Below are 19,416 nucleotides of genomic sequence, written 5' to 3'. Positions count from 1 at the left end.
AGATGAGGTTATGACTACATATACAGGAAATGAACCAAGCAATATCTCATACACAGCCGTAGCTGACATCACCGGAGGCCGCGAGGGCCATGCGGATAGCCACGAGCCCGATCTCTCCCTGGATCTGGACACGCCCAAGGCCATGGGCGGCAAGGGCCAGGGCACCAACCCCGAGCAGCTCTTCGCCATCGGTTGGGGCGCCTGCTTCCAGGGAGCTATGGGACTGGCCGGCAAGGAGCTGCGTGTGCCAGCCACCAAGTTGGCCCAGAGCAAGGTGCGCACACATATCTCCCTCGGTGACCAGGGCGAGTCCTTCGGCATCAAGGCGCAGATTGAAGTCTGCCTGCCCGGTGTCGATCGTGATCTGGCCACCCGCCTGGTGGAACGCACCCAGGAGCTCTGCCCCTATTCCAAGGCCACGGCGGGCAATGTGCCCACTGAAGTGGTGGTTGTGGACAATCTGGACTGAACGGAGCGGGCGCGCCTGATGGGCACTGAGGAGGAGGGCGGATCCCGCCTGCTGGCCGAGGGCTACTCTGCCCAGGATCAGGAACGGTGGGCCCCAGAGCCCCCAAAGACCAGCAGCAGGACCGCCTTTGAACGCGATAGGGCGCGCCTGGTTCACTCTTCGGCGCTGCGTCGGTTGGGGGCCAAGACGCAGATTCTGGTCGCTGGAACTGACGACTTTGCACGTACGCGGCTGACCCACACCCTGGAGGTGGCCCAGATTGGTCGGCAGATCGGGACCATGCTGGGCTGCGACCCCGACGTGGTGGACTGTGCCTGTCTGGCCCATGACCTAGGCCATCCGCCCTTCGGCCATAACGGCGAACGTGCCCTGTCCTCGCTGGCCTCGGATATTGGGGGATTCGAGGGCAATTCGCAGACCCTTCGACTGCTGACCAGGCTTGAGCCCAAGGTCTTCCATCCGGACGGACGCTCGGCAGGGGTCAACCTGACCAGGGCTGCCTTGGATGCTGCGGTCAAATATCCCTGGACCCTGGCTGAGGCCTCGGCTCATCCCAAGGGGGAGAGGACGGCCAAGTTCTGCGTCTACCCTGACGACCAAGAGGTCTTTCATTGGCTTAAGCAGGGGGCGCCGCAGGCCAGCACGCCCATGGAATGCCAGGTCATGGATTTGGCTGATGACATCGCCTACAGCGTCCATGACGTGGAGGATGCCATCGTGGTCGGTTCTTTCGTGCCTGAGCGACTGGCTGAGCCCAGGATCATCGATGGCGTGGTCCGGGCTGCCCGATCCTGGTATGGCGACCGATGGGATGCCGACCAGCTGGTACGAGCTTTGGAAACCGTCCGTGGCATGTTGCCGTTGGGCTTCGACGGTTCACGTCGGGCCCTGGCTACGTTGAAGAACACCACCAGCTATCTGATAGGGCGCTTTGCCGACTCCGTGGAGGCGGCCACCCGAAGCCGCCACGGCCAAGGTCCGCTGACCAGGTACTCGGGGGGGCTGGTCATTCCTCCCCGGACCTCCTATGAGATTGTGGCCTTGAAGGGGATTGCTGTCTACTTCGTCATGGCTCCCCGTGAGAAGGAGCCCTTCCATGCAGAGCAGCTGAAAATCGTGACCGACCTGGTTGAGGTGATGATGGCCGACTCGCCAGCACCTTCGGATGCTCTGGAGGATGTCTTCCTGGAGGATTGGCGCCAGGCGGGGTCAGACGGGGAACGCCTGCGGGTGGCCATCGACCAGGTGGCCTCTCTGACCGACGGCTCGGCCTTGGCCCTGCATTCCCTGGTCTGCCCCTAGGCCTGCGGCATTTATGCCGGGCGCAACACATCGGCCTGGCCCGGTAGGCTAGGTGTCATGTCCGGAATGATCAAGAAGGAAGACATCGAGAAGGTCAGAGCCAAGGCCGATCTGTATGAGATCGTCTCTGAAAGCGTGACTCTGAAGCCTTCAGGTTCCGGCACTTATATGGGCTTGTGCCCCTTCCATGACGAGAAGTCCCCGTCCTTTTCGGTACGTCCGTCCATGGGGGTCTGGCACTGCTTCGGCTGCGGTCTGGGCGGCGATGTCTTCACCTATGTTGAGCAGGAGGAGAACGTCGAGTTCGGCGATGCCGTCGAGATCCTGGCAGACAAGTACCAGATCGAGCTGCATTATGAAAACTCCCGTCAGGACAAGCGCCGTGGGTCCAAACGTTCCCGGTTGCTGGAGGCCAACGAGGAGGCCCAGCGGTTTTTCGTCTCGCAGATCATGAGCAAGGAGGCGCTGGCAGCGCGCAAGCTCTTGGCGGGCAGAACCTTCTCCCAGGCTGACAGCGCGCATTTCGGCTGCGGATATGCTCCACGCGGATGGGACAATCTGGTTCGTCACCTATCCACCAAGGGTTTCACTCAGCAGGAGATGCTGGATGCCGGGCTTGCCAGGAAGGGGCAACGGGGGGTCTATGACTACTTCCGGGGCAGGGTCACCTGGCCTATCAGGGATTCCACTGGCCGTACCCTCGGCTTTGGCGCTCGCAAGCTCTACGAGGACGACGGCATCAACGCCAAGTACATCAACACGCCGGACACCCAGCTCTACCGCAAGAACCAGGTGCTCTACGGCATCGACCTGGCCAAGGACGCCATTGTCAAAAAGCGGCAGGTGGTCATCGTGGAGGGTTATACCGACGTCATGGCCTGCCACCTTGCTGGGGTCGACACGGCTGTAGCCACCTGTGGCACTGCCTTCGGCGAGGATCATGCCAAGATCGTCCGCCGGCTCATCTCCGACGATGCCCTCGGCGCCATCCAGCTGGTGGGGCCGGTCCAGGGATCCCGCGTGGTCTTCACCTTCGACGGGGATGCCGCCGGGCAGAAGGCCGCTCTGCATGCCTTCGGTCTTGACGGGAGCTTTCTGACGCAGACTTTCGTAGCGGTGGCGCGTGAGAATCTGGATCCCTGTGATCTGCGCATCCGCTACGGCGATGAGGCTGTGCGTTCCCTGGTCGAGCATGCCCGACCGCTGTACGACTTCGTCATCGATACCGCTGTGACCATGTTCGATACCCAGTACACCACCGGGCAGATGGGGGCAGTCAAGGCCGTGGCGCCCATCTTGGCCCAAATCAGGGACCGCTCCCTGGTGGGGGCCTATACCCGTAAGACCGCCAGAAAAATCGGCGTGGATCTGGATCTACTGCGTCAGGAGGTCAACAGGGCACGTCGTAAGCTGCATGTGAAGGACCAGGATGCCTATGCGGTCCGCACTCCTCGCCACGGCGCGGGTGAATCTGAGGGTCGTGCGGGCCAGGGCAGTGACGATGCCATGCAACGCCGCAGGATACAGCGTGAGGATGCCCTCCGACAGGGCTATCATCACATCGATGATGCTGTCTTCATCTGCGAGCAGCAGTTCATGGGCGTGCTCATCCAGATTCCCAGAGCGGTCGGGTCGGATGCCTTTGGCCAGCTCAGCCCAGACAGTTTCGAGGTTCCGATTTTCCGCTCCCTCTATCGGGCTGTGCAGGCCGCCGGAGGACTGCCTGACAGGAAGACGCCCCAAGGACTGTGGATGCACAATCTCACCAAGGCGGGCGGGCCCATGCTGGAGTCGGCCATCAATGAGCTGGCCGTCATGCCCCTGCCGCTGAATCTGGATAAGCAGGAGGATAAGCAGAGGGACTCGGGACCGGGCTCCAAGAGAGTCAATAAGAAAGAAGACCAGGGCGAGGGCTCCAAAGAAGCGGATGTTCAGTTGAGGCAGCCTAGCCCGGAGGAGCGTCAGTATGCCTCCGAGCTGTTGGCAAGGCTGTTGGATGCCACCTACATGCGGCTGATCGCCTCAGTCAAGCACCAGATGAATCAGTTGCCCGACGGTCAGGAAAAGTTCGACCTTCTTGGCCAGCTCACTCAATACGAGACCCAGCGTAACAACTTGCGCAACCAGGTCTTCGGCAACGCCGAGTGAACTGGTGACCAGATAAGCTGGCCCCCCACCCTGTTCTTGTTAGTGTTTTGACTGTCGGCAAGCCCTGCCGATAGGGTGAATGCATGAACATGGAGCATCAAAAGGAAGAAAGTCGTGCTGAGTCGACTGGCAAAACTCGGTCTGTTGAAGGTCGTCGACCGCTTGCTGTCTTCTGGGATATGGACGGAACCCTGATCGACTCAGAGCCTTACTGGCATCAGGCCGAGGTAGATCTAGCGCGCAAGCATGGAGGAGACTGGAATACTGACATGGGTTGGCAGGTTTCGGGCAAACCCTTGCCCAAAGTAGCAAGGGTGATGCGCGAGCGGGGTCTTGACCTTTCAGAGGATCAGATTCCGGATCTGCTGATTGACGGGGTGATTGCCATGGAGGAGCGTCACATGCCATGGATTGAAGGAGTCCGTGATGTCTTGGCAGAGCTAGTTGAGGCTGGTATCCCCTCCATTCTGGTCACTACTTCGCCACGCCGCATGGCTCAGGCTGTGGTCACCAAGGCTCCTGACGGGGCTTTTGCCGACTATGTGTGCGGGGATGACGGACTGGCGCAAAAGCCCGACCCCGCTCCTTATCTGCATGCGGCGGGTCTGCTGGGCATCACAAGTCCTGATCAAATGGTCTCTTGCTTGGCTTTCGAAGACACCCTGACTGGCATCACTTCTGCTGTGGCATCGGGAGCCACCACTGTGGCCTATACCGGCAGCAACCCGGTCGACACCTCTTCAGGTCCTCAGTTCGCTTCCATGAATAGCTATGCTGGAGTCACCTTGGATGATCTGTCAGCATTGATCGCCAAGCGACTCGAACAATCTGGGTCACCGGCTGCGCAGACCTGCTGAATCAATCTGTCTACTGCAGGGGCCGATATTTCCGGCTGGAACCGCGTGAAGTGGCCACTGGATACCGGTTGGCCGTCCTGTGCAGTTTGTCCATGATGATCCGATCCATGTCCAGATTCAGCCGATCCGCCAGCTGGATGCAATAGGTGAGCACGTCTGCCAGTTCGTCGGTCACGTGGCCTTCATCTCCGTCCCTGGGATCATCCCCCCATTGATAGCACTCCAAGAGCTCGGCGGCTTCTATGCAGATTGATTTGGCCAGGTTGGCAGGCGTGTGGAATTGATCCCAGTCGCGCTCGTGCACAAAATTCATCACTGCTGTTTCCGTTTCCTTGCTGATCATGATTTCGAGCCTATCAGCCGGCCCTCCTGCCATCAGATTGGTGTGGGTTCGTGGCATAGTGAAAACCATGGATTCATCAAGCGCGCCGCAGCCTGTGGTGATGACGCTGCCCTATGGCGATTTCAGCGATGAGGATTTTTCCAAGGCTATTGCAGAGTACAAGCAGACGAAAGCTGTTGGCAGTCAGGGCAGTAAGGTGGAGGGGAGGCTGCTTGAGGAGCTGTTCCTACGCTATCCCACTGTATATATTGTCTCTGCCGATGAAAGGGACAGCAGCAAAAAGCATGGCGGTGGATCTCCTTATGTGGTTTACGTCGGGGAAACCAACGACATTCGTTCTCGAACCAGGCAGCACATTGAGTTGGATCCACGGACTCGGACGGATTGGGAACGCCTGGTGCAATTCATGCGCAATCATCAGGACAGGGTCTGCCAGTACATCATCGGTGACCGCCATTTCAATAAGTCCTTGACTCTGGATATGGAAAATCGGTTGATGGGGTATATGCAGAGCGTCGACGCGGTCAAGCTGGTTATGAACCGTAGAACCAACGCTCAGGACATGTACTACACCAGCGATGAATTCGACAGCATCTTTTCCAAGGCTTGGCAGACCCTGCATGAAATGGAGCCTGATCTGTTCCCGGAAGAGAAGGCTATTCTGGACTCTGCTCTGTTCAAAGCCTCACCCTTCCGCAAACTCACCGACGAACAACGGCGGGCTGAAGAGGCTGTTCTTCATGTGTTGGAGTCGGTGATTATTCAAAACCCTGGCGAAGGTTTCCACTCGATGACGGAGTCAACGGGTCCGGTGCAGATTGATGGTGACGCCGATACCCAGGTCATTGTCGTTCAGGGTATGTCAGGCACTGGCAAGACCGTTTTGCTCAGTCATCTCTTCTATCAAATATGTGCTAGATATGGCATCTATGGAAACTTGAACGACAAGGACGATAACCATTCGGCAAACGCCAGGCAGCGTTCCTACATTATTGTCAACCAGACCGAGCAGGCTAATGTCTACAACCAGATGGCTCTGAAGCTGGGATTGCAGAAGAAACGGGGTCAGTGTGTGGTTGGGGCTGTCCAGTTCATCAACCGATTCAGCAAGCACACCAATCGAAATGGCCGGTCCACAGGCAGGGCAGCTGACCCCATGAATAGCGTCGATGCCAAGGCGGATGTGGTGCTGATTGACGAGGCGCACCTGTTGCTGACGCAAGGGTCGCAGAGCTACTCCGGAAGCAACCAGCTCTATGACATCCTACGGCGGGCAAAAGTAGCCATCGTGGTCTTCGATCCCGAACAAGTCTTGCGTGGGTCCCAGTTCGTGGATGCCCAGGAAAGTCGGCTTCTGGGATTGACTGGTTCCGAGCATGACAAGGCCTTCTCGCAACCAATGCATATCCGCGAAAAGTCACGGGACGGTCAAGCGCACGAGGATACCTTCCAGGTCAGTCATGTTCGTTTGGATCAACAGATGCGTATTCAGGCTGACCCTGCAACCTGCGCCTGGCTGGATCGGATGACAGCCAAGGATGGTGTCATTGAACCACTGCATCCGGATCCTTGGGAGCATCCTTATGAGATCAAGGTTTTTGATTCGCCCAAGGATTTAAGGGAGTTTATTCGTTATAAAGACAGGGAGCAAAGGGGAGGGGGCTCCTTGGGCCTTTGCCGACTCCTGGCCACCTATGACTGGCCTTACAGCAGCAAGAAACACCCGGATCCACTGGATTCCTCCCGTCATTGGCAGGTTGTACTGCGCCAAGGGGATTCAGGCCAGTGGGTGTGGGCCGAAGAGGGTCAGGAAGGGGATGGTGAATTCGCCATGCCTTGGAATTACGAGCTTTATGAGGCCCAGGGAAACTCTGCTGCAAATCACCGGATTGCCTGGGCCGAGCTGCCCTTCACCATCGATGAGGTGGGCTCCATATTCACCATCCAAGGTTTTGACCTCAACTACGCGGGGGTCATCATTGGACCATCAGTCACTTATAGGAATGGAAAGATCAAATTCGAACCGAAGTTCAGTTGCAACACACTGGCGACTAATCATCGGTCGGAGCCAGAGATGAATCCTGTGGATAACCTTCGTCATGAGTTCAATGTGTTGCTCAAACGAGGGGTGCACGGATTGGGGCTATTCGCAGTCGATCCCGAGCTTCGGAATCGACTGGCCTGGGCAGTGGGTGGGTTCGCCCGCGTCCAGGACTGACCAGCTTAACGCGCCTACAAGGATTGAATGCCAATCAGGAGTATCATGTCCTGGGCCATGATCCATGGCCCAGGACATATTCATGAGAAAGGCGCAGGCGAGTATATGACGACGCGCAAGATCATCCTGGACTGCGATCCAGGTCATGACGATGCGGTGGCTATCCTTCTGGCAGTAGGCGATCCGCGGATCGACCTGATCGGAGTGACTACGGTTGGCGGCAACCAGAGTCTGGACAAGGTTACCTACAACGCGAGGGCTGTGCTGGAAAAGGCTCATGCGCGCCAGGTGCCGGTCCATGCCGGATGTGATAGGCCCTTGGTGCGTCCTCAGGAAGTAGCCGCCTCCATCCATGGTCAGACGGGTCTGGACGGTGTCGAGCTCCCCGAACCTATCCGGCCCCTGGATCCTGGCCATGCTGTCGATTGGATCATCGAGACCATCATGCGCGAGGAGCCGGGCACGGTGACTCTGGTTCCCACTGGACCCCTGACCAACATTGCTATGGCCGTTCGCAAGGAACCCCGCATTGTCGATCGCGTTCAAGAGGTTGTGCTCATGGGTGGCGGCTACCATGTGGGCAACTGGAGCGCTGTTGCTGAATTCAACATCAAGGTGGATCCCGAGGCCGCACATATCGTCTTCAACGAGCCCTGGCCGGTCACCATGGTGGGGCTGGATCTGACTCATCAGGCCCTGTGCACCCCGGAGGTCCAGCAGCGCATTGAGGGCATCGGCACCGATCTGGCCCATTTCGTCAGCGGGTTGATGGACTTCTTCCGCAAGTCCTACCAGGACAACCAGGACTTCGTGGATCCGCCTGTGCATGATCCCTGCACTGTGGCCTATCTGATCGACCCGACCATTGTGAGCACTCGTCGTTGCCCGGTTGATGTGGAGCTGCGCGGAGATCTGACCTGCGGAATGACCGTGGCTGATCTGCGCGGTCCGGAGCCTTCTGCCGAGGACTGCCACACCCAGGTGGCTGTCAAGCTGGACTTCCAGGGATTCTGGGACCTGGTGGTCAAGGCCATCACCACGATTGGATGAAATCAATGAAGACTTCGAACGCAGCTGCACCCAAGACTGACAAGCCCGCTGCCACGACCGCTGGTGGCTCTGGCGCTTCTATTGTCGCCTTGATGACGGCCCTGATGGCCGCCGTCTTCGCCTTCCAGCTCAACGCCTCCATGCTCTCGCCGGCCCTAACGACCATGGAAACCGAGCTCAATGCCAGCAGCTCCAGCATTGGTCTGACACAAACGGTGTTCTTCACCTCCTGTGCCGTCTTCTCCCTCTTCCTGCCTCGGCTGGGCGATTTGGCCGGCCGCAAGAAGGTGCTGCTGAGCATGCTGAGCCTGACGGCGCTGGGATGCGTGGTCTCCGCCCTGGCTCCCAATGTGACGATGCTGATGATTGGGCGCGTCATTCAAGGAGTGGCCGGTCCGGTCGTACCCATGACCCTGATCATGCTGCATGCCGAAGTGACCGATGAGGCCCGCTACGCCAAGCTCATGGCCGTTTTGACGGCGGTCAACGGTGGCATCGGAGGCGTGGATGCTATCCTAGGCGGTTGGCTGGCCGGCACCTTCGGCTTCCGGTCGGTCTTCTGGTTCATGGTGGCCATTGCAGTGATTGCTGTCCTCCTAGTAGCAGTTTTCGCCCGCGAGAGCTATGCAGACGATCGTCCCCGCATGGACTGGGCCGGCGTGGTCTTCCTCTGCATAGCCTTCCTGGCGGCTTACCTGGCTATCAATGAGGTCGAGAAGCTGGCTCAAGCGCGCTGGATCCTGGTGGTCGTCGAGATCCTGGTTGCTGCGGTCTTCTTCATGATCTTCTGGAAAGTCGAAAGCACCACGTCGGCACCCATGGTCACCACCACCTACCTCAAGCAGCGGCGCACCTGGGGCCTTCTGCTGACGACTCTGACCACCATGGTCGGCGTCTTCGCCATCATGAACGGGATCGTTCCGGCGCTTGCTCAGGATGGCGAGGTCGGCGTCGGCTTGAAGGCCAGCATCGTCTCCTTTGCGACGCTGACCCCATATGCCCTGGTCGGTCTGGTCTTTGGCCCTGTGGCTGGGATGCTGGCCTCGCGCTTCGGCTATCTCAAGGTTCTGAGAGTCGGTCAATTGGTCAGCGTGCTGGGACTGGTCTTTGGCATCTACGTCTGCCTTGCCCCCAGCATCTGGAGCCTGGTGGCGCTCTCCCTGATCCTAGGTGTCTCCTACGCAGGGACGGCTAACATTATGCTCAATGGGCTGGGCGTGGTTCTGTCTCCTGCGGACAACACCGGCTATCTGCCGGGACTCAACGCCGGAGCCTTCAACCTGGGCTCAGGCCTGAGCTATGCGGTCCTCTATGCATGCATGAGCGGCTTGGCGGCATCCGGCGGAGCCCGTACTGGATACATTGCGGCTATGATCGGCGGCGGCGTGCTGGTGCTGCTTGCCCTGGCCCTGTCCTATCTGATTCCCGATCCGGAGCGAATGAACGACAAGTAATATCACGGTCTGAAAGGGGTCCTGCGAATCAGCACATTCGCAGGACCCCTTTCCATGCCTTATGGGCATCCGATTCTATGCACATCCGACAAGGGTCAGAAGTCGGGGCCAGTCAAGCTAGCAGCCAGTAGCGCCGAGTGTCCCGACCTCGGGCTTAGGGGCGGAAAATAGCGCCTGGAGAGGTCCTGTGAGCCGGGGGCGGGCGCGTAAACTAAGTGAGGAATTCGTTCGCCGGAGGTGACCATGCAACATCGGGTGATCGGACTGCTGAAAAACGAGACCGTCCTGGTCGTCGCGGCAGTCATCGCTCTCGTATCCTGCATCCTCATTCCTCCCGACCGGCAGTATCTGGGCTACATCCACGTCAATACCCTCACCCAGCTGGGATCCCTCATGATGGTGGTCTGCGGATTTCAGCGCATCGGGGTCTTCCATGCCATTGGTGCCGGCCTGCTGAGTCGTGTCCGCTCGGTGCGGGGCCTGGCCTTGGTGCTGGTTTCTCTGCCTTTCTTCTCCAGCATGTTCATCACGAACGATGTGGCACTGGTCACCTTCGTGCCCTTCGCCATTGCTGTCCTCATCATGGCCGGCCTGGAGAACCATGCCCTGCTGATCGTCACCCTGATGACCCTGGGCGCCAATGTGGGCAGCATGCTGACGCCCATCGGCAACGCCCACAACTTATACCTCAAGGCCCGCTCCGAGATGCCTGCCGGTGAATTCCTCCTCCTCATGGCGCCTTATGCCCTGGCTGCAGCCCTGATGCTCTTCCTGTGCTGCTGGTTCGTCTTCAGGAATCAGCATTTGAATAAGTTCGAGGGCATGGATGCGCAAGAGATCCGCCGCAGCATACTAGCGCCCAGGGAGGAGGGCATACAGCCTCAGGTCAAGGAGATGCAGCAGTCCAGCGGATGGCGCATCGCCATCTACCTCCTGCTCTTTCTTGTCTGCCTGCTCGGTGTGGCCAAGCTGATTCCCCAATGGGCCATGGTTCTGGTGGTGGCGGTGACCTTTCTGATCTGCGACAGGCGGGTCTTTCTGCATGTGGATTGGGGACTGCTCCTGACTTTCGTGGCTTTCTTCATCTTTATAGGCAATGCCAGACGGATCCCCCAGTTCTACAGCCTGGTCAGCAGCCTGGTCAATATCCACCCTTTGATTACCTCGGTCCTGTGCAGTCAGGTCATCAGCAATGTGCCTACAGCCCTGCTGGTCTCAGGTTTTTCGACAGCCTGGCGCCCGATCATTCTGGGTACCAACCTGGGCGGGCTCGGCACCCTGGTTGCTTCGATGGCCTCACTGATTTCCTACAAGGCTGTGGTCAAGCAGTATCCGGGCAAGAAAGGCGATTACCTGAAGATCTATACCGCTTTTAATCTGCTCTTCCTCGTCGTGTTGGTTGGCATGGCCCTGCTGCTGGAGTAGACTACCCCCATCAACCAGGAATGGTGCCGCTGATATTGAGAGGGAGGCAGCAACGGTGGAACCGGACCCGTGCGCGTCTAAGCCTAAGAACACAGGGATATTGACCAGACGGAATCTTGGGGTTCTGGTCGGAATCATGGCCTTGGCCATCATGTCGCGGTTTGACTCCATCATCTCTCCTTCCGTTGCAGCCATCCAAGCATCCTTTCCTCATGCTGATCCCTCCACCGTTGAATCGGTGGTCTCCATCGGCTCTTCGGCAGCTATAATTTCAGCTCTGTTGTTTGGCCAGCTCTTGACCAGAATGAGTTTCAGGACCGCTGCCTGCATCAGCTGTCTGTGTGTCGCCTTGGGTGGTTTGATGCCCTTGGTTGTGCACAGCAGCGTAAGCCAGCTGCTCCTGTTTGCTTTGGTTGTCGGGTTCGGCGTGGGTATCGCCACTACAGTTCTGCCCAGCCTGTCGGCCAGGTTCTTCCGCGGGAAGCAGTTGGCGGCGCTGATGGGGCTGGTCTTGGCTGTTCAGGATGGCTCTTCCATGCTGGTCCTTGCCCTGGGCGGTGTGCTGGCCAAGGGAGGGTGGCTGCACAACTATTGGCTCTATTTTCTGGCCTTGCCTGCCCTGGTCTTGGTCATCTTCATGGTTCCCGGGGTCGGCGCTGTCGAGGAGGAGTCGGAAAAGGCCGTAAGATCCGAGGCATCGTCCTCTCAAAAAAGCGGACAATGCTGGTGGGCTACCATTTCCTGTATCCTCATCGGGTTTCTGAGTATTTTCCTGGTCGCGGTCCTGTACAACAAGCTCGCGGTCTACATAGCCAAGTACGGCTTGGGCAGTACCAGTGCAGCCGGGGTGGCCCTGATGTTCAACACGGGTTCCTCGGTCGTGGTCGGGCTAAGCATCAACGGCATCAAGCAGGTATGCCGGCAATGGACCATTCCGGTCGCCTTCCTTCTGATGGCCTTGGGCGCCTTGCTTTTCCTGACCACCCGCTCGTTCCCGCTGGTTTGTTTATCGGCGTTTCTGATTGGGTCGGGCAGCGCCATTAATATGGCCACCTGCCCCTTCTATCTGTCCAATCTGACTGAGCACAAGCGCTATCCGCTGGTCATGGGGGTCTTTTCAGCCACCACAAGCCTCGGTTTTACGGCATCCACCTGGGTCTTCAAGGCTTTCTCGTCAGCGTTTGGTCTGGATCCGGTGACCGGCAGTTTCATGGGCATGCTGATCATCGCTCTGCTGGCTGCAGTCATGCTCTCGCTCGTCCGCTTCCAGAGCTGTGTCGAGTCACGCTTCATTGAGTGATAAGCCACTCTTTTAGACAGTGCGAGCTAAAAGTGAAGCATTGTCGCTCACTTATCGAGACAGGTAGGGATTGCCTGTGACGACGAACCTTCGCAGAGTCTCCTTGGCGTGGGATATGCCTATTCGTGGCGTTGCCGTGATGGTCTCGTCCTGGGCCAGTCCGCCAGCTGCCAGACGGATGGGCGGTTTTCTAAGGTCATGGCCGTAGTAGCGCTTGTCAATGTCCAATGCCTGGCAGAGCTTGGCGGGACCGTTGGTCAGCTCCCGGTTCGGGTGACGTCCGTGCCTGTGGATGCGCAGAAGATCCAGACCCTGCACTGGCTGGCAGGCTCGAATCAGCACACCGGCGCCGAACCCGTCCTGCTGGCAGGAGATGTTCAGGCAGTAGTGCATGCCATAGGTGAAGTAGACATACATGTGTCCGCTGGGGCCGAAGAGGGCAGCGTTGCGAGCTGACCGTCCATGGTAGGCATGGCTGGCCGGATCATTCTGATCGTAGGCTTCGGTTTCCACGATCCGTACCCTGGCCTGTTTTCCTTCCGACTCGTAGTCTCGAATGATCAGGCAGCCCAAAAGCAGACGGGCTGCTTCCTCCACAGGGCGGTCCAGAAAGTCTGGGAAGACCAGGTGATCGTCCTGGCTTGAACCGGCCTTCATTCCATTTGGTCCTTACGGACCCAGACCGCGCGCTGGCCGCGCGATTCCGGCTGGACACAGACGAAATTATCCTGGTGGGGCAGGGCGGCGACCTGTGGATGGTCGTGATCGTAGGGTCCCTGGGCCTGGGCGCCGCCGGCATTACCGACTTGGGCGAAGAAGTCTTCGGAGGCATCCTTGAACCAGGTCCATTCCTCTGGCAGATCCTCTTCATAGAAGATGGCCTCCACCGGGCAGACGGGCTCGCAGGCACCGCAGTCGATGCATTCGTTGGGGTTGATGTATAGGTTCCTGGGGCCCTCGTAGATGCAGTCCACCGGGCACTCGTCCACGCAGGCCTTGTCCTTGACGTCCACGCAGGGCTGGGCAATCACGTAGGTCATTGCTTTACTCTCCTTTTTGATCGACTGTCTGCTTTGGCTACTTTCAGGAAGCATCCTTTTGGCGATGACAGGGGTTTCAACACTACATTGGCTTTTTTGTCAACGGGCTCCTTATTGTTGCCGTCCGCCAGCCCTTGGATCATTCCTAGATGAATCTTGCAGATAATGGGATGGTTGCTGACGCTTTCCAGAAAGGGGCATGCGGTCAGATACAGACTTGCTGAATCCGGCCGCGCTCTCACCGGTGCAAAACCTAAGGTGGTCAGAGCATCCAGCAGTGTCTGCCTCATGCTCGATGGCACGCTTTTTCCTGCATTGATCTTGTCCTGCCGAGCCAGAGTACGACCCCATGCCTGCCCCGCTTTCAAGGCGGCCTCATTCCTGCTCCTTGTATCGGGACAGGCAGTTTCCAGTGCCAGGCAGAGCGAGGAGATCATATCCTCCCTGGCTCGGTTCGTGGATATGGGGGAGTAGATGACAGCAGGTCTGCCTCGACCGGTTGACTGGCTGTCACTGTCGTTTCTCTGGCGGACCGCTTCACCCTGTTCGACCAGACGTTCAAGGTGGAAACGAGCAGTCGTGGGATGGATGCCGAAGGCTGCTCCGATCTGCTGTGTGGTTAGACCTGTACCGGTCTGTTCGGCTGCCGTATGAAGGTAATCCAAGATAGCAGAGCGGATCTCTTCCCCGCGTCTGCGCTTGCGGGAGGTTCGAATCTGTTGCTCATGGGCTTGAATTTCCTGACTCATCGATTAAATTGTATAACTATCAAATTAATTATCAACCCAGGACAAGGCGGGCAGACTCATGCAGGATGACCAGAAGATGCGTAAGTCCGGCGGCAGAATGGCCGTGCCCAGATCCAGAATGGTCCTCCTCATCGGCGCAGGTCTGGCTGCGCTGCTTGGTCTTGTAGCGGCGCTAATCCGCGCGGATCTGATCCACCTTTCAGACAGGGTGCCCCTGGCTGACCTGCACGGCGGGCTCATGGTCTATGGTTTTTTGGGCGCTGCCATTGGCCTGGAGAGGGCAGTGGCTTATCGCAGCGGCGGATCCAGCAAACCCTCTTGGGGATTTTTCGCTCCTGCCTTGGGTCTGCTGGGGTCTCTGCTCTGCCTGCTGTCGCTGATAGTTTCCAGCCATGGTGATGCCCCGGCATGGGTCAGGGTGGAGCTTTTTGGCGGCATTCCGTGGACTTTGTCCATGTTGGTTCTGACAGCCATGTACTTGGCCATCTGGCGTCGGCAGCCTTCTGCAGAGGTGCTCATACAGGTCCTCGGATCCCTGGTTGGTCTGGTCGGAGCTGCTGCATGGGTTGTAGGGTTGGACGCCTCGGTTCTGGCCCCAACGTGGCTCTTCTTTCTTATTCTGACCATCGTGGGGGAGCGAGTGGAGCTGGCCAGGGCGGTCTTTTCGGATATTCGTCTTGAATCGGGAATTTTGGGGCTCAGCCTCCTGACAGTCCTGATGCTGCCGATCCAAGCCATGGCGCCTTCGGTCGGCTATCCGCTTCTGGGGCTGTCGCTGGGACTGCTCCTCCTGGTCATGGCCAGTCATGATGTGGCCAAGGGCACCTTCCGTCATGGCGGTCTGCCAGGATTCATGGGCACCTGCATGCTGTCGGCCTACGCCTGGGGACTTCTGGCTGCCCTCATTTGGATGGCGGCGCCCTTGGATTCCAGCACCTACTGGGGGGATATGGCGCTGCATGCCTTGGCTATCGGATTCATCATGACCATGGTCATCGCCCATGTCTGCATGATCGTCCCCTCGGTCATTCGCAGGCCTCTGCCCTTCCAACCCCTCCTTTGGGGTGCCTGGGGGCTTATGCAGGTTGGCTTGCTGATCAGGCTCCTTGGAACCATCCGGCTCTACACGCCCTTATGGAAGGCGGGGAACCTGCTGAATGTTCTGGGAATCCTCTCCATGATGCTGACTGTGGTCTACCTGGCTGCTCGTGGCAAGCAGATCCTGGCATCCAAGCGCTACCGTCGGCGCCAGCCCAAGGGTTCGCAAAGCGAACGCGTGGGGACCCTGGCACTGAGAGCGGACCTGATTGCCACCTCGGCTGCTGTGCTGGTCCTCGTGGCCGCCGTGGCTTTGATGGCCCTGCGGCCGACGCTGGCTGTCTCGGTCGGGGCAGCACCTCGTGCCGGAGGCGTCCAGGAGGCATCGTCGAAGAGCGTCCAACCAACGGGTCACACCAGCAGAGCTGCGATCAAGGTAAAGGGGATGGCCTTTGTGCCGGATACCATCACCATCAAGGCAGGCGACCGGCTGGTTGTGGATTTTCGTAACACCGGAGATCAGCGGCACGATTTGGTTTTCGCCAATGGCAAGAGCACAGGATCCGTCCCTGTAGGTCAGAGCGTCTCGGTCGACGTGGGGGTCCTAGGTGCGGATACCTTGGGATGGTGCTCACTGGCAGGACATCGCCAGATGGGCATGGAGCTCAAGGTCGAAACACAGGGCGGAACTGTTGCTGAGCAAGGTCAGTCCTCCACTGGGAAGACAGCCCTAGGCCATGTCCCATCAGCCGCCAAGCTCAAGTTGCAGGCCGAGAAGAGCGATCCGGCCAAGGCGGGTCTTCCACCCTTGGATGACCAGGGGAAGGCAGGAACCAGAAAGTACACGCTGGAGGTCAAAGAGCGCAAGGAACAGGTGGCGGCAGGGATTGAGCGCACGGTCTGGAGCTTCGACGACGCGAACGATTCGCGGGATAGGGGATCGCGCCCTTTGGCTCAGGGTCCGGTGTTAAGGGGCCGTGTGGGAGACACTTTTGAAATCACCATCAGGAACAAGGGAAGTATGAGCCATTCCATCGACTTTCATGCCGGTCCGGCCGTCCCCCAGACCATGATGCGCAATATAGAGCCAGGCAAGGAGCTTCTGTACACCTTCACCGCTGATCGGGCTGGCATTTGGATGTACCACTGCAGCAGCGACCCCATGTCAAACCATATAGCCAACGGCATGAACGGGGCCGTGGTGGTCGATGACGGCACCCTGCCGCCAGTGGCTGCCGAATATGTTCTGGTCCAGTCTGAAATCTATCTGGGGCCCAACGGAGGGACTGCCGATGCTGAAAAAGTAGCGGGCCTGACCCCGGATATCATGACCTTCAACGGACGGGCTTTTCAATATGACGCCCACCCCCTCAAGCTGGAGAAGGGGCAAAGGGTTCGCATCTGGGTTCTGGACGCCGGACCTAACCAGCCGATGTCCTTCCATATCGTGGGAACCCAGTTCGACACGGTCTGGACCGAGGGCCGCTACCTGATCGGCGGAGGTTCAGGAGGAAATTCCGCTGCTGCCTCATCCCCATCAGTCGGAGCGCAGGTCCTGCCGCTGCTGCCGGCCCAAGGCGGATTTGTCGAGCTCAAGGTCGATCAGCCCGGCGACTATGCCATAGTCAATCACGTCATGAGCCTGGCTGAAAAGGGCGCTCACGGCATCCTGCGGGTGTCGTGACGCGAACAATCGATGTCCTGTGCAAGGCAGGTTCCTAAGTTCTTGCTGGAGCCTCTTGACCTGACCGTCCTTCTGTCTTCAGGCGAGTAGGTCGTGCATGAGGGAACAAATGCTGCTATGGCGACATGCACTAAACGGGAGATTCCCTGTGTCTGGGCAAATGCAGGGAGTGCAATTGGTGACCCCGGAGAGATTCGAACTCTCGACCTACAGATTAGAAGTCAGTTGCTCTATCCAGCTGAGCTACGGGGCCAAACCCTTTCATTGTACCCGCCTGGGTCCACCGGCGGGTCAGATCTATGAAGCCTGGTCGCCAAGAGCATCCGATATGGCTTGCGTCATTGCGGGAACGGTCATGCCATACCTTTCCAGCAGGGTGGCCTGGGGAACCCGGTCGTTGAACTCCTTGGCCGCTCCGAAGGTCAGGGTGCGAACCTGGCTCGGTCCGTAGTAGGCTGCCACGGCCTGTCCCCAGCCGCCGTCCAGCTGGCCGTCCTCGATGGTGACCACCAGGGAGTGAGTGCTGGCCAGGTCATCCAAGGTCTGCTCATCCAAACGGTCATAGCGATGAGGATCCACCAGTGTGGGTTGCACCCCTGTGGACCTCTCCAAAGAATCAGCAAGGTCACGGCCCAGCGGCAGGGCATCGCCGAGAGCCAGCAGGGCTACCGTTCTGCCCCCTTGCAGGATGCGATAGCGATCCCAGGGAGCATCGTCTGATCTGCATTCGGCATCGGTCTTCGAGGAATCTGGAGACCCCGCTATCGGCTTGCCCGCGCGTTCTGCAGCCAGCGTGCGCTCGCCGGGCACCCTGATGACCACAGGCTGCCGGGTCGGGCCAGTAGCCCAGGCCAGCATGTCCAGAAACTCGGATCCGTTGGTCGGGGCCAGGCAGGTCAGTCCGGGGATGCCTCGCATCATGACCATGTCGGCCGTGCCGGAATGTGTGGCATCGGTTTTGGCGATGCCGGTGGAGAAAACCAGCAGGGTCACCGCACTGCCGTTCAAAGCCATCTCCTGCTCGATCTGGTCGTAGGCCCTCTGGAAGAAGGTAGCTGAGGTGGCGACCACGGGAGTGCCTCCGGCCTTGGCGATGCCAGCGGCATAGGCTATCGCGTGGGATTCGGCGATGCCCACGTCCCGGTAGTGGTTGCCGGCCCGCTGGCGGAAGTCGGGATCGATGCCGTTTGACAGCGGCGTGGCGGGGGAGATGACCGTCAGGCCCGGCTCTTGTGGGAACCGGGCTTCCAGGGCCTGCATGGCCATTCTTCCGTAAGTCTTTCGTGAGTTGGGCAGACGGTCAAGGGAGTCCAAGCCGTCCTGCCAGTGGTTGGCTTCCACTGGACCTTCGGCGGGCAGGTCGGGCAGGGGGGTCATACGGGCTTTTTCGCCAATACCCCCATCCATGGAAGCCGGGCCGATCTGTTCTGGGCTGCCCTGACCAAGTCCCAGTCCCTTGCGGGTATGGATATGAACCACCACCGGATGGTCAGTGTCTTTGACCTGGCGGAAGGCCTTGATCAGGTCCTCAATGTGGTTGCCCTCCTCCACGTAGCGGTAGTCCAATCCAAGGGCGCGGAAGGGATTGTTTGAGCTGTGTCCCCCGCTGGCACGCAGGGCCGCCAGACTCTTGTAAAGCCCTCCGTGGTTTTCGGCGATGGACATTTCGTTGTCATTAACCACGATGATCAGGTTGCCGCCCTGTTCTGCAGCCCAGTCCATCCCCTCGAAGGCCGGTCCGCTGCTCAGGGAGCCGTCACCGATGAAGGCGATGATGTTGGCCTTGCCGCCGGTCGCATCCCGCTGGGCGGCCATCCCGCAGGCCAGGCCGATGGAGGTGCCGGTGTGCCCCAGCATGAAGTCGTCGTAGGGGCTCTCCTTGGGCGAGGTGAATCCAGACAGATCCTCCTGTGACTCAGGATCTGTATAGGCCCGGCGCCGACCGGTCAGAATCTTGTGGGTGTAGGCCTGATGAGAGACATCGAAGATCAGGTGATCATGAGGCATGTCGAAGACATAGTGCAGGGCGATGATGGGCTCGATGGTGGCCAGGTTGGAGCCCAGGTGGCCGCCGTGACGTCGACAAAAGCGGATCAGCAGATGACGGATCTCGTCCGCTAGTCGGTTCAGCTCTTCCAAGGAGAGAACCTTCAGATCCTGTGGGGAGTCGATGCTGTCCAGAAGCTTGCCCATAACCCTCCTGTCGGTTTCTGTAATGCAATCCAATGATTCTAGGTCTGGGAAGGGGGCTTGGAACCGTTGAAAGCCCGATGTTCACCAGGCCCGGCCCTTACATTCATAGGACCGTCACGATTAATCGGCTTCTCCCCGGCCTTGCG

The 19,416-nt window shown here is 58.9% G+C and carries 15 protein-coding genes and 1 tRNA gene; 10 read left to right on the top strand and 6 right to left on the bottom strand.

Features of this window, described 5'->3' with window-relative positions; translation table 11 throughout:
- The first annotated feature begins 10 nt into the window (after positions 1-10).
- The 4 genes from H3T92_RS01730 to H3T92_RS01715 all read left to right on the top strand — a co-directional run bounded on the left by H3T92_RS01730 (position 11) and on the right by H3T92_RS01715 (position 4,776).
- A complete protein-coding gene (locus H3T92_RS01730) occupies positions 11-469 on the top strand; it encodes an Ohr family peroxiredoxin (protein WP_198189294.1) in 459 nt (152 codons plus the stop codon).
- Positions 470-487: 18 nt separating this feature from the next.
- Positions 488-1,771: a deoxyguanosinetriphosphate triphosphohydrolase gene (locus tag H3T92_RS01725; RefSeq protein ID WP_198189293.1), complete on the top strand. Its 1,284-nt coding sequence runs from the start codon at positions 488-490 to the stop codon at positions 1,769-1,771.
- Between the two features lie 57 nt (positions 1,772-1,828).
- A complete protein-coding gene (gene dnaG, locus H3T92_RS01720) occupies positions 1,829-3,919 on the top strand; it encodes a DNA primase (RefSeq protein ID WP_198189292.1) in 2,091 nt (696 codons plus the stop codon).
- A gap of 83 nt (positions 3,920-4,002) precedes the next feature.
- The gene (locus H3T92_RS01715) at positions 4,003-4,776 is read left to right on the top strand and encodes an HAD family hydrolase (protein WP_198189291.1); all 774 of its coding nucleotides are present in this window, start codon (positions 4,003-4,005) and stop codon (positions 4,774-4,776) included.
- Between the two features lie 10 nt (positions 4,777-4,786).
- Here the strand turns inward: H3T92_RS01715 and H3T92_RS01710 are convergent, their stop codons facing one another.
- Positions 4,787-5,119 carry a nucleotide pyrophosphohydrolase gene (locus H3T92_RS01710; RefSeq protein ID WP_198189290.1) on the bottom strand — a complete coding sequence of 111 codons (333 nt, stop codon included), beginning with the start codon at positions 5,117-5,119 and terminating at the stop codon, positions 4,787-4,789.
- 67 nt (positions 5,120-5,186) lie between these two features.
- Between H3T92_RS01710 and H3T92_RS01705 the strand changes: the two genes are divergently transcribed.
- The 5 genes from H3T92_RS01705 (at position 5,187) to H3T92_RS01685 (ending at position 12,566) form a co-directional block, all read left to right on the top strand.
- Positions 5,187-7,337 (top strand): DUF2075 domain-containing protein, encoded by a 2,151-nt coding sequence (locus H3T92_RS01705; protein ID WP_232341872.1) that lies wholly within the window; start codon positions 5,187-5,189, stop codon positions 7,335-7,337.
- Between the two features lie 105 nt (positions 7,338-7,442).
- The gene (uriH, locus tag H3T92_RS01700) at positions 7,443-8,387 is read left to right on the top strand and encodes a uridine-preferring nucleoside hydrolase UriH (protein ID WP_198189288.1); all 945 of its coding nucleotides are present in this window, start codon (positions 7,443-7,445) and stop codon (positions 8,385-8,387) included.
- A gap of 5 nt (positions 8,388-8,392) precedes the next feature.
- The gene (uriT, locus tag H3T92_RS01695; protein WP_442859985.1) at positions 8,393-9,841 is read left to right on the top strand and encodes a uridine transporter UriT; all 1,449 of its coding nucleotides are present in this window, start codon (positions 8,393-8,395) and stop codon (positions 9,839-9,841) included.
- Between the two features lie 243 nt (positions 9,842-10,084).
- Complete coding sequence (locus H3T92_RS01690) at positions 10,085-11,266, top strand: SLC13 family permease (RefSeq protein WP_198189417.1); 1,182 nt, start codon at positions 10,085-10,087, stop codon at positions 11,264-11,266.
- 136 nt (positions 11,267-11,402) lie between these two features.
- On the top strand, positions 11,403-12,566 hold the full coding sequence (locus H3T92_RS01685; RefSeq protein WP_332468203.1) for an MFS transporter: 1,164 nt from the start codon (positions 11,403-11,405) through the stop codon (positions 12,564-12,566).
- 51 nt (positions 12,567-12,617) lie between these two features.
- On the opposite strand, the gene H3T92_RS01680 is transcribed toward H3T92_RS01685, so the two are convergent.
- The 3 genes from H3T92_RS01680 to H3T92_RS01670 are packed head-to-tail and all read right to left on the bottom strand — an operon-like array spanning position 12,618 to position 14,355.
- Positions 12,618-13,223, bottom strand: a complete 606-nt coding sequence (locus tag H3T92_RS01680) for a DNA-3-methyladenine glycosylase (RefSeq protein WP_198189286.1) — start codon at positions 13,221-13,223, stop codon at positions 12,618-12,620.
- On the bottom strand, positions 13,220-13,606 hold the full coding sequence (gene fdxA / locus H3T92_RS01675) for a ferredoxin (protein WP_198189285.1): 387 nt from the start codon (positions 13,604-13,606) through the stop codon (positions 13,220-13,222). The genes H3T92_RS01680 and fdxA overlap by 4 nt, the downstream gene beginning before the upstream one ends.
- Positions 13,603-14,355 (bottom strand): helix-turn-helix transcriptional regulator, encoded by a 753-nt coding sequence (locus H3T92_RS01670; RefSeq protein WP_198189284.1) that lies wholly within the window; start codon positions 14,353-14,355, stop codon positions 13,603-13,605. Before H3T92_RS01670 ends, fdxA begins: the two co-directional genes overlap by 4 nt.
- 58 nt (positions 14,356-14,413) lie before the next feature.
- Between H3T92_RS01670 and H3T92_RS01665 the strand changes: the two genes are divergently transcribed.
- Entirely contained in the window at positions 14,414-17,077 is a 2,664-nt protein-coding gene (locus tag H3T92_RS01665) for a multicopper oxidase domain-containing protein (RefSeq protein WP_198189283.1), read from the top strand.
- Between the two features lie 176 nt (positions 17,078-17,253).
- On the opposite strand, the gene H3T92_RS01660 is transcribed toward H3T92_RS01665, so the two are convergent.
- Positions 17,254-17,330, bottom strand: a tRNA-Arg gene (locus H3T92_RS01660).
- Between the two features lie 44 nt (positions 17,331-17,374).
- Positions 17,375-19,270 (bottom strand): 1-deoxy-D-xylulose-5-phosphate synthase, encoded by a 1,896-nt coding sequence (locus H3T92_RS01655; protein ID WP_198189282.1) that lies wholly within the window; start codon positions 19,268-19,270, stop codon positions 17,375-17,377.
- Positions 19,271-19,416 lie beyond the last annotated feature (146 nt).

The sequence above is a fragment of the Bifidobacterium sp. W8112 genome, from assembly GCF_016101425.1.
GTDB classification, from domain to species: Bacteria; Actinomycetota; Actinomycetes; order Actinomycetales; family Bifidobacteriaceae; genus Bombiscardovia; species Bombiscardovia apousia.
The sequence above is the reverse complement of the archived record's forward strand: the minus strand, read 5'-3'. Positions and strand labels throughout refer to the sequence as shown.

Bases quoted from the DNA above. Each gene is read 5' to 3' on its own strand.
- H3T92_RS01730 (WP_198189294.1), top strand. From the start codon at position 11: ATGACTACATATACAGGAAATGAACCAAGCAATATCTCATACACAGCC.
- H3T92_RS01725 (WP_198189293.1), top strand. From the start codon at position 488: ATGGGCACTGAGGAGGAGGGCGGATCCCGCCTGCTGGCCGAGGGCTAC.
- dnaG (WP_198189292.1), top strand. From the start codon at position 1,829: ATGTCCGGAATGATCAAGAAGGAAGACATCGAGAAGGTCAGAGCCAAG.
- H3T92_RS01715 (WP_198189291.1), top strand. From the start codon at position 4,003: ATGAACATGGAGCATCAAAAGGAAGAAAGTCGTGCTGAGTCGACTGGC.
- H3T92_RS01710 (WP_198189290.1), bottom strand. From the start codon at position 5,119: ATGATCAGCAAGGAAACGGAAACAGCAGTGATGAATTTTGTGCACGAG.
- H3T92_RS01705 (WP_232341872.1), top strand. From the start codon at position 5,187: ATGGATTCATCAAGCGCGCCGCAGCCTGTGGTGATGACGCTGCCCTAT.
- uriH (WP_198189288.1), top strand. From the start codon at position 7,443: ATGACGACGCGCAAGATCATCCTGGACTGCGATCCAGGTCATGACGAT.
- uriT (WP_442859985.1), top strand. From the start codon at position 8,393: ATGAAGACTTCGAACGCAGCTGCACCCAAGACTGACAAGCCCGCTGCC.
- H3T92_RS01690 (WP_198189417.1), top strand. From the start codon at position 10,085: ATGCAACATCGGGTGATCGGACTGCTGAAAAACGAGACCGTCCTGGTC.
- H3T92_RS01685 (WP_332468203.1), top strand. From the start codon at position 11,403: ATGGCCTTGGCCATCATGTCGCGGTTTGACTCCATCATCTCTCCTTCC.
- H3T92_RS01680 (WP_198189286.1), bottom strand. From the start codon at position 13,223: ATGAAGGCCGGTTCAAGCCAGGACGATCACCTGGTCTTCCCAGACTTT.
- fdxA (WP_198189285.1), bottom strand. From the start codon at position 13,606: ATGACCTACGTGATTGCCCAGCCCTGCGTGGACGTCAAGGACAAGGCC.
- H3T92_RS01670 (WP_198189284.1), bottom strand. From the start codon at position 14,355: ATGAGTCAGGAAATTCAAGCCCATGAGCAACAGATTCGAACCTCCCGC.
- H3T92_RS01665 (WP_198189283.1), top strand. From the start codon at position 14,414: ATGCAGGATGACCAGAAGATGCGTAAGTCCGGCGGCAGAATGGCCGTG.
- H3T92_RS01655 (WP_198189282.1), bottom strand. From the start codon at position 19,270: ATGGGCAAGCTTCTGGACAGCATCGACTCCCCACAGGATCTGAAGGTT.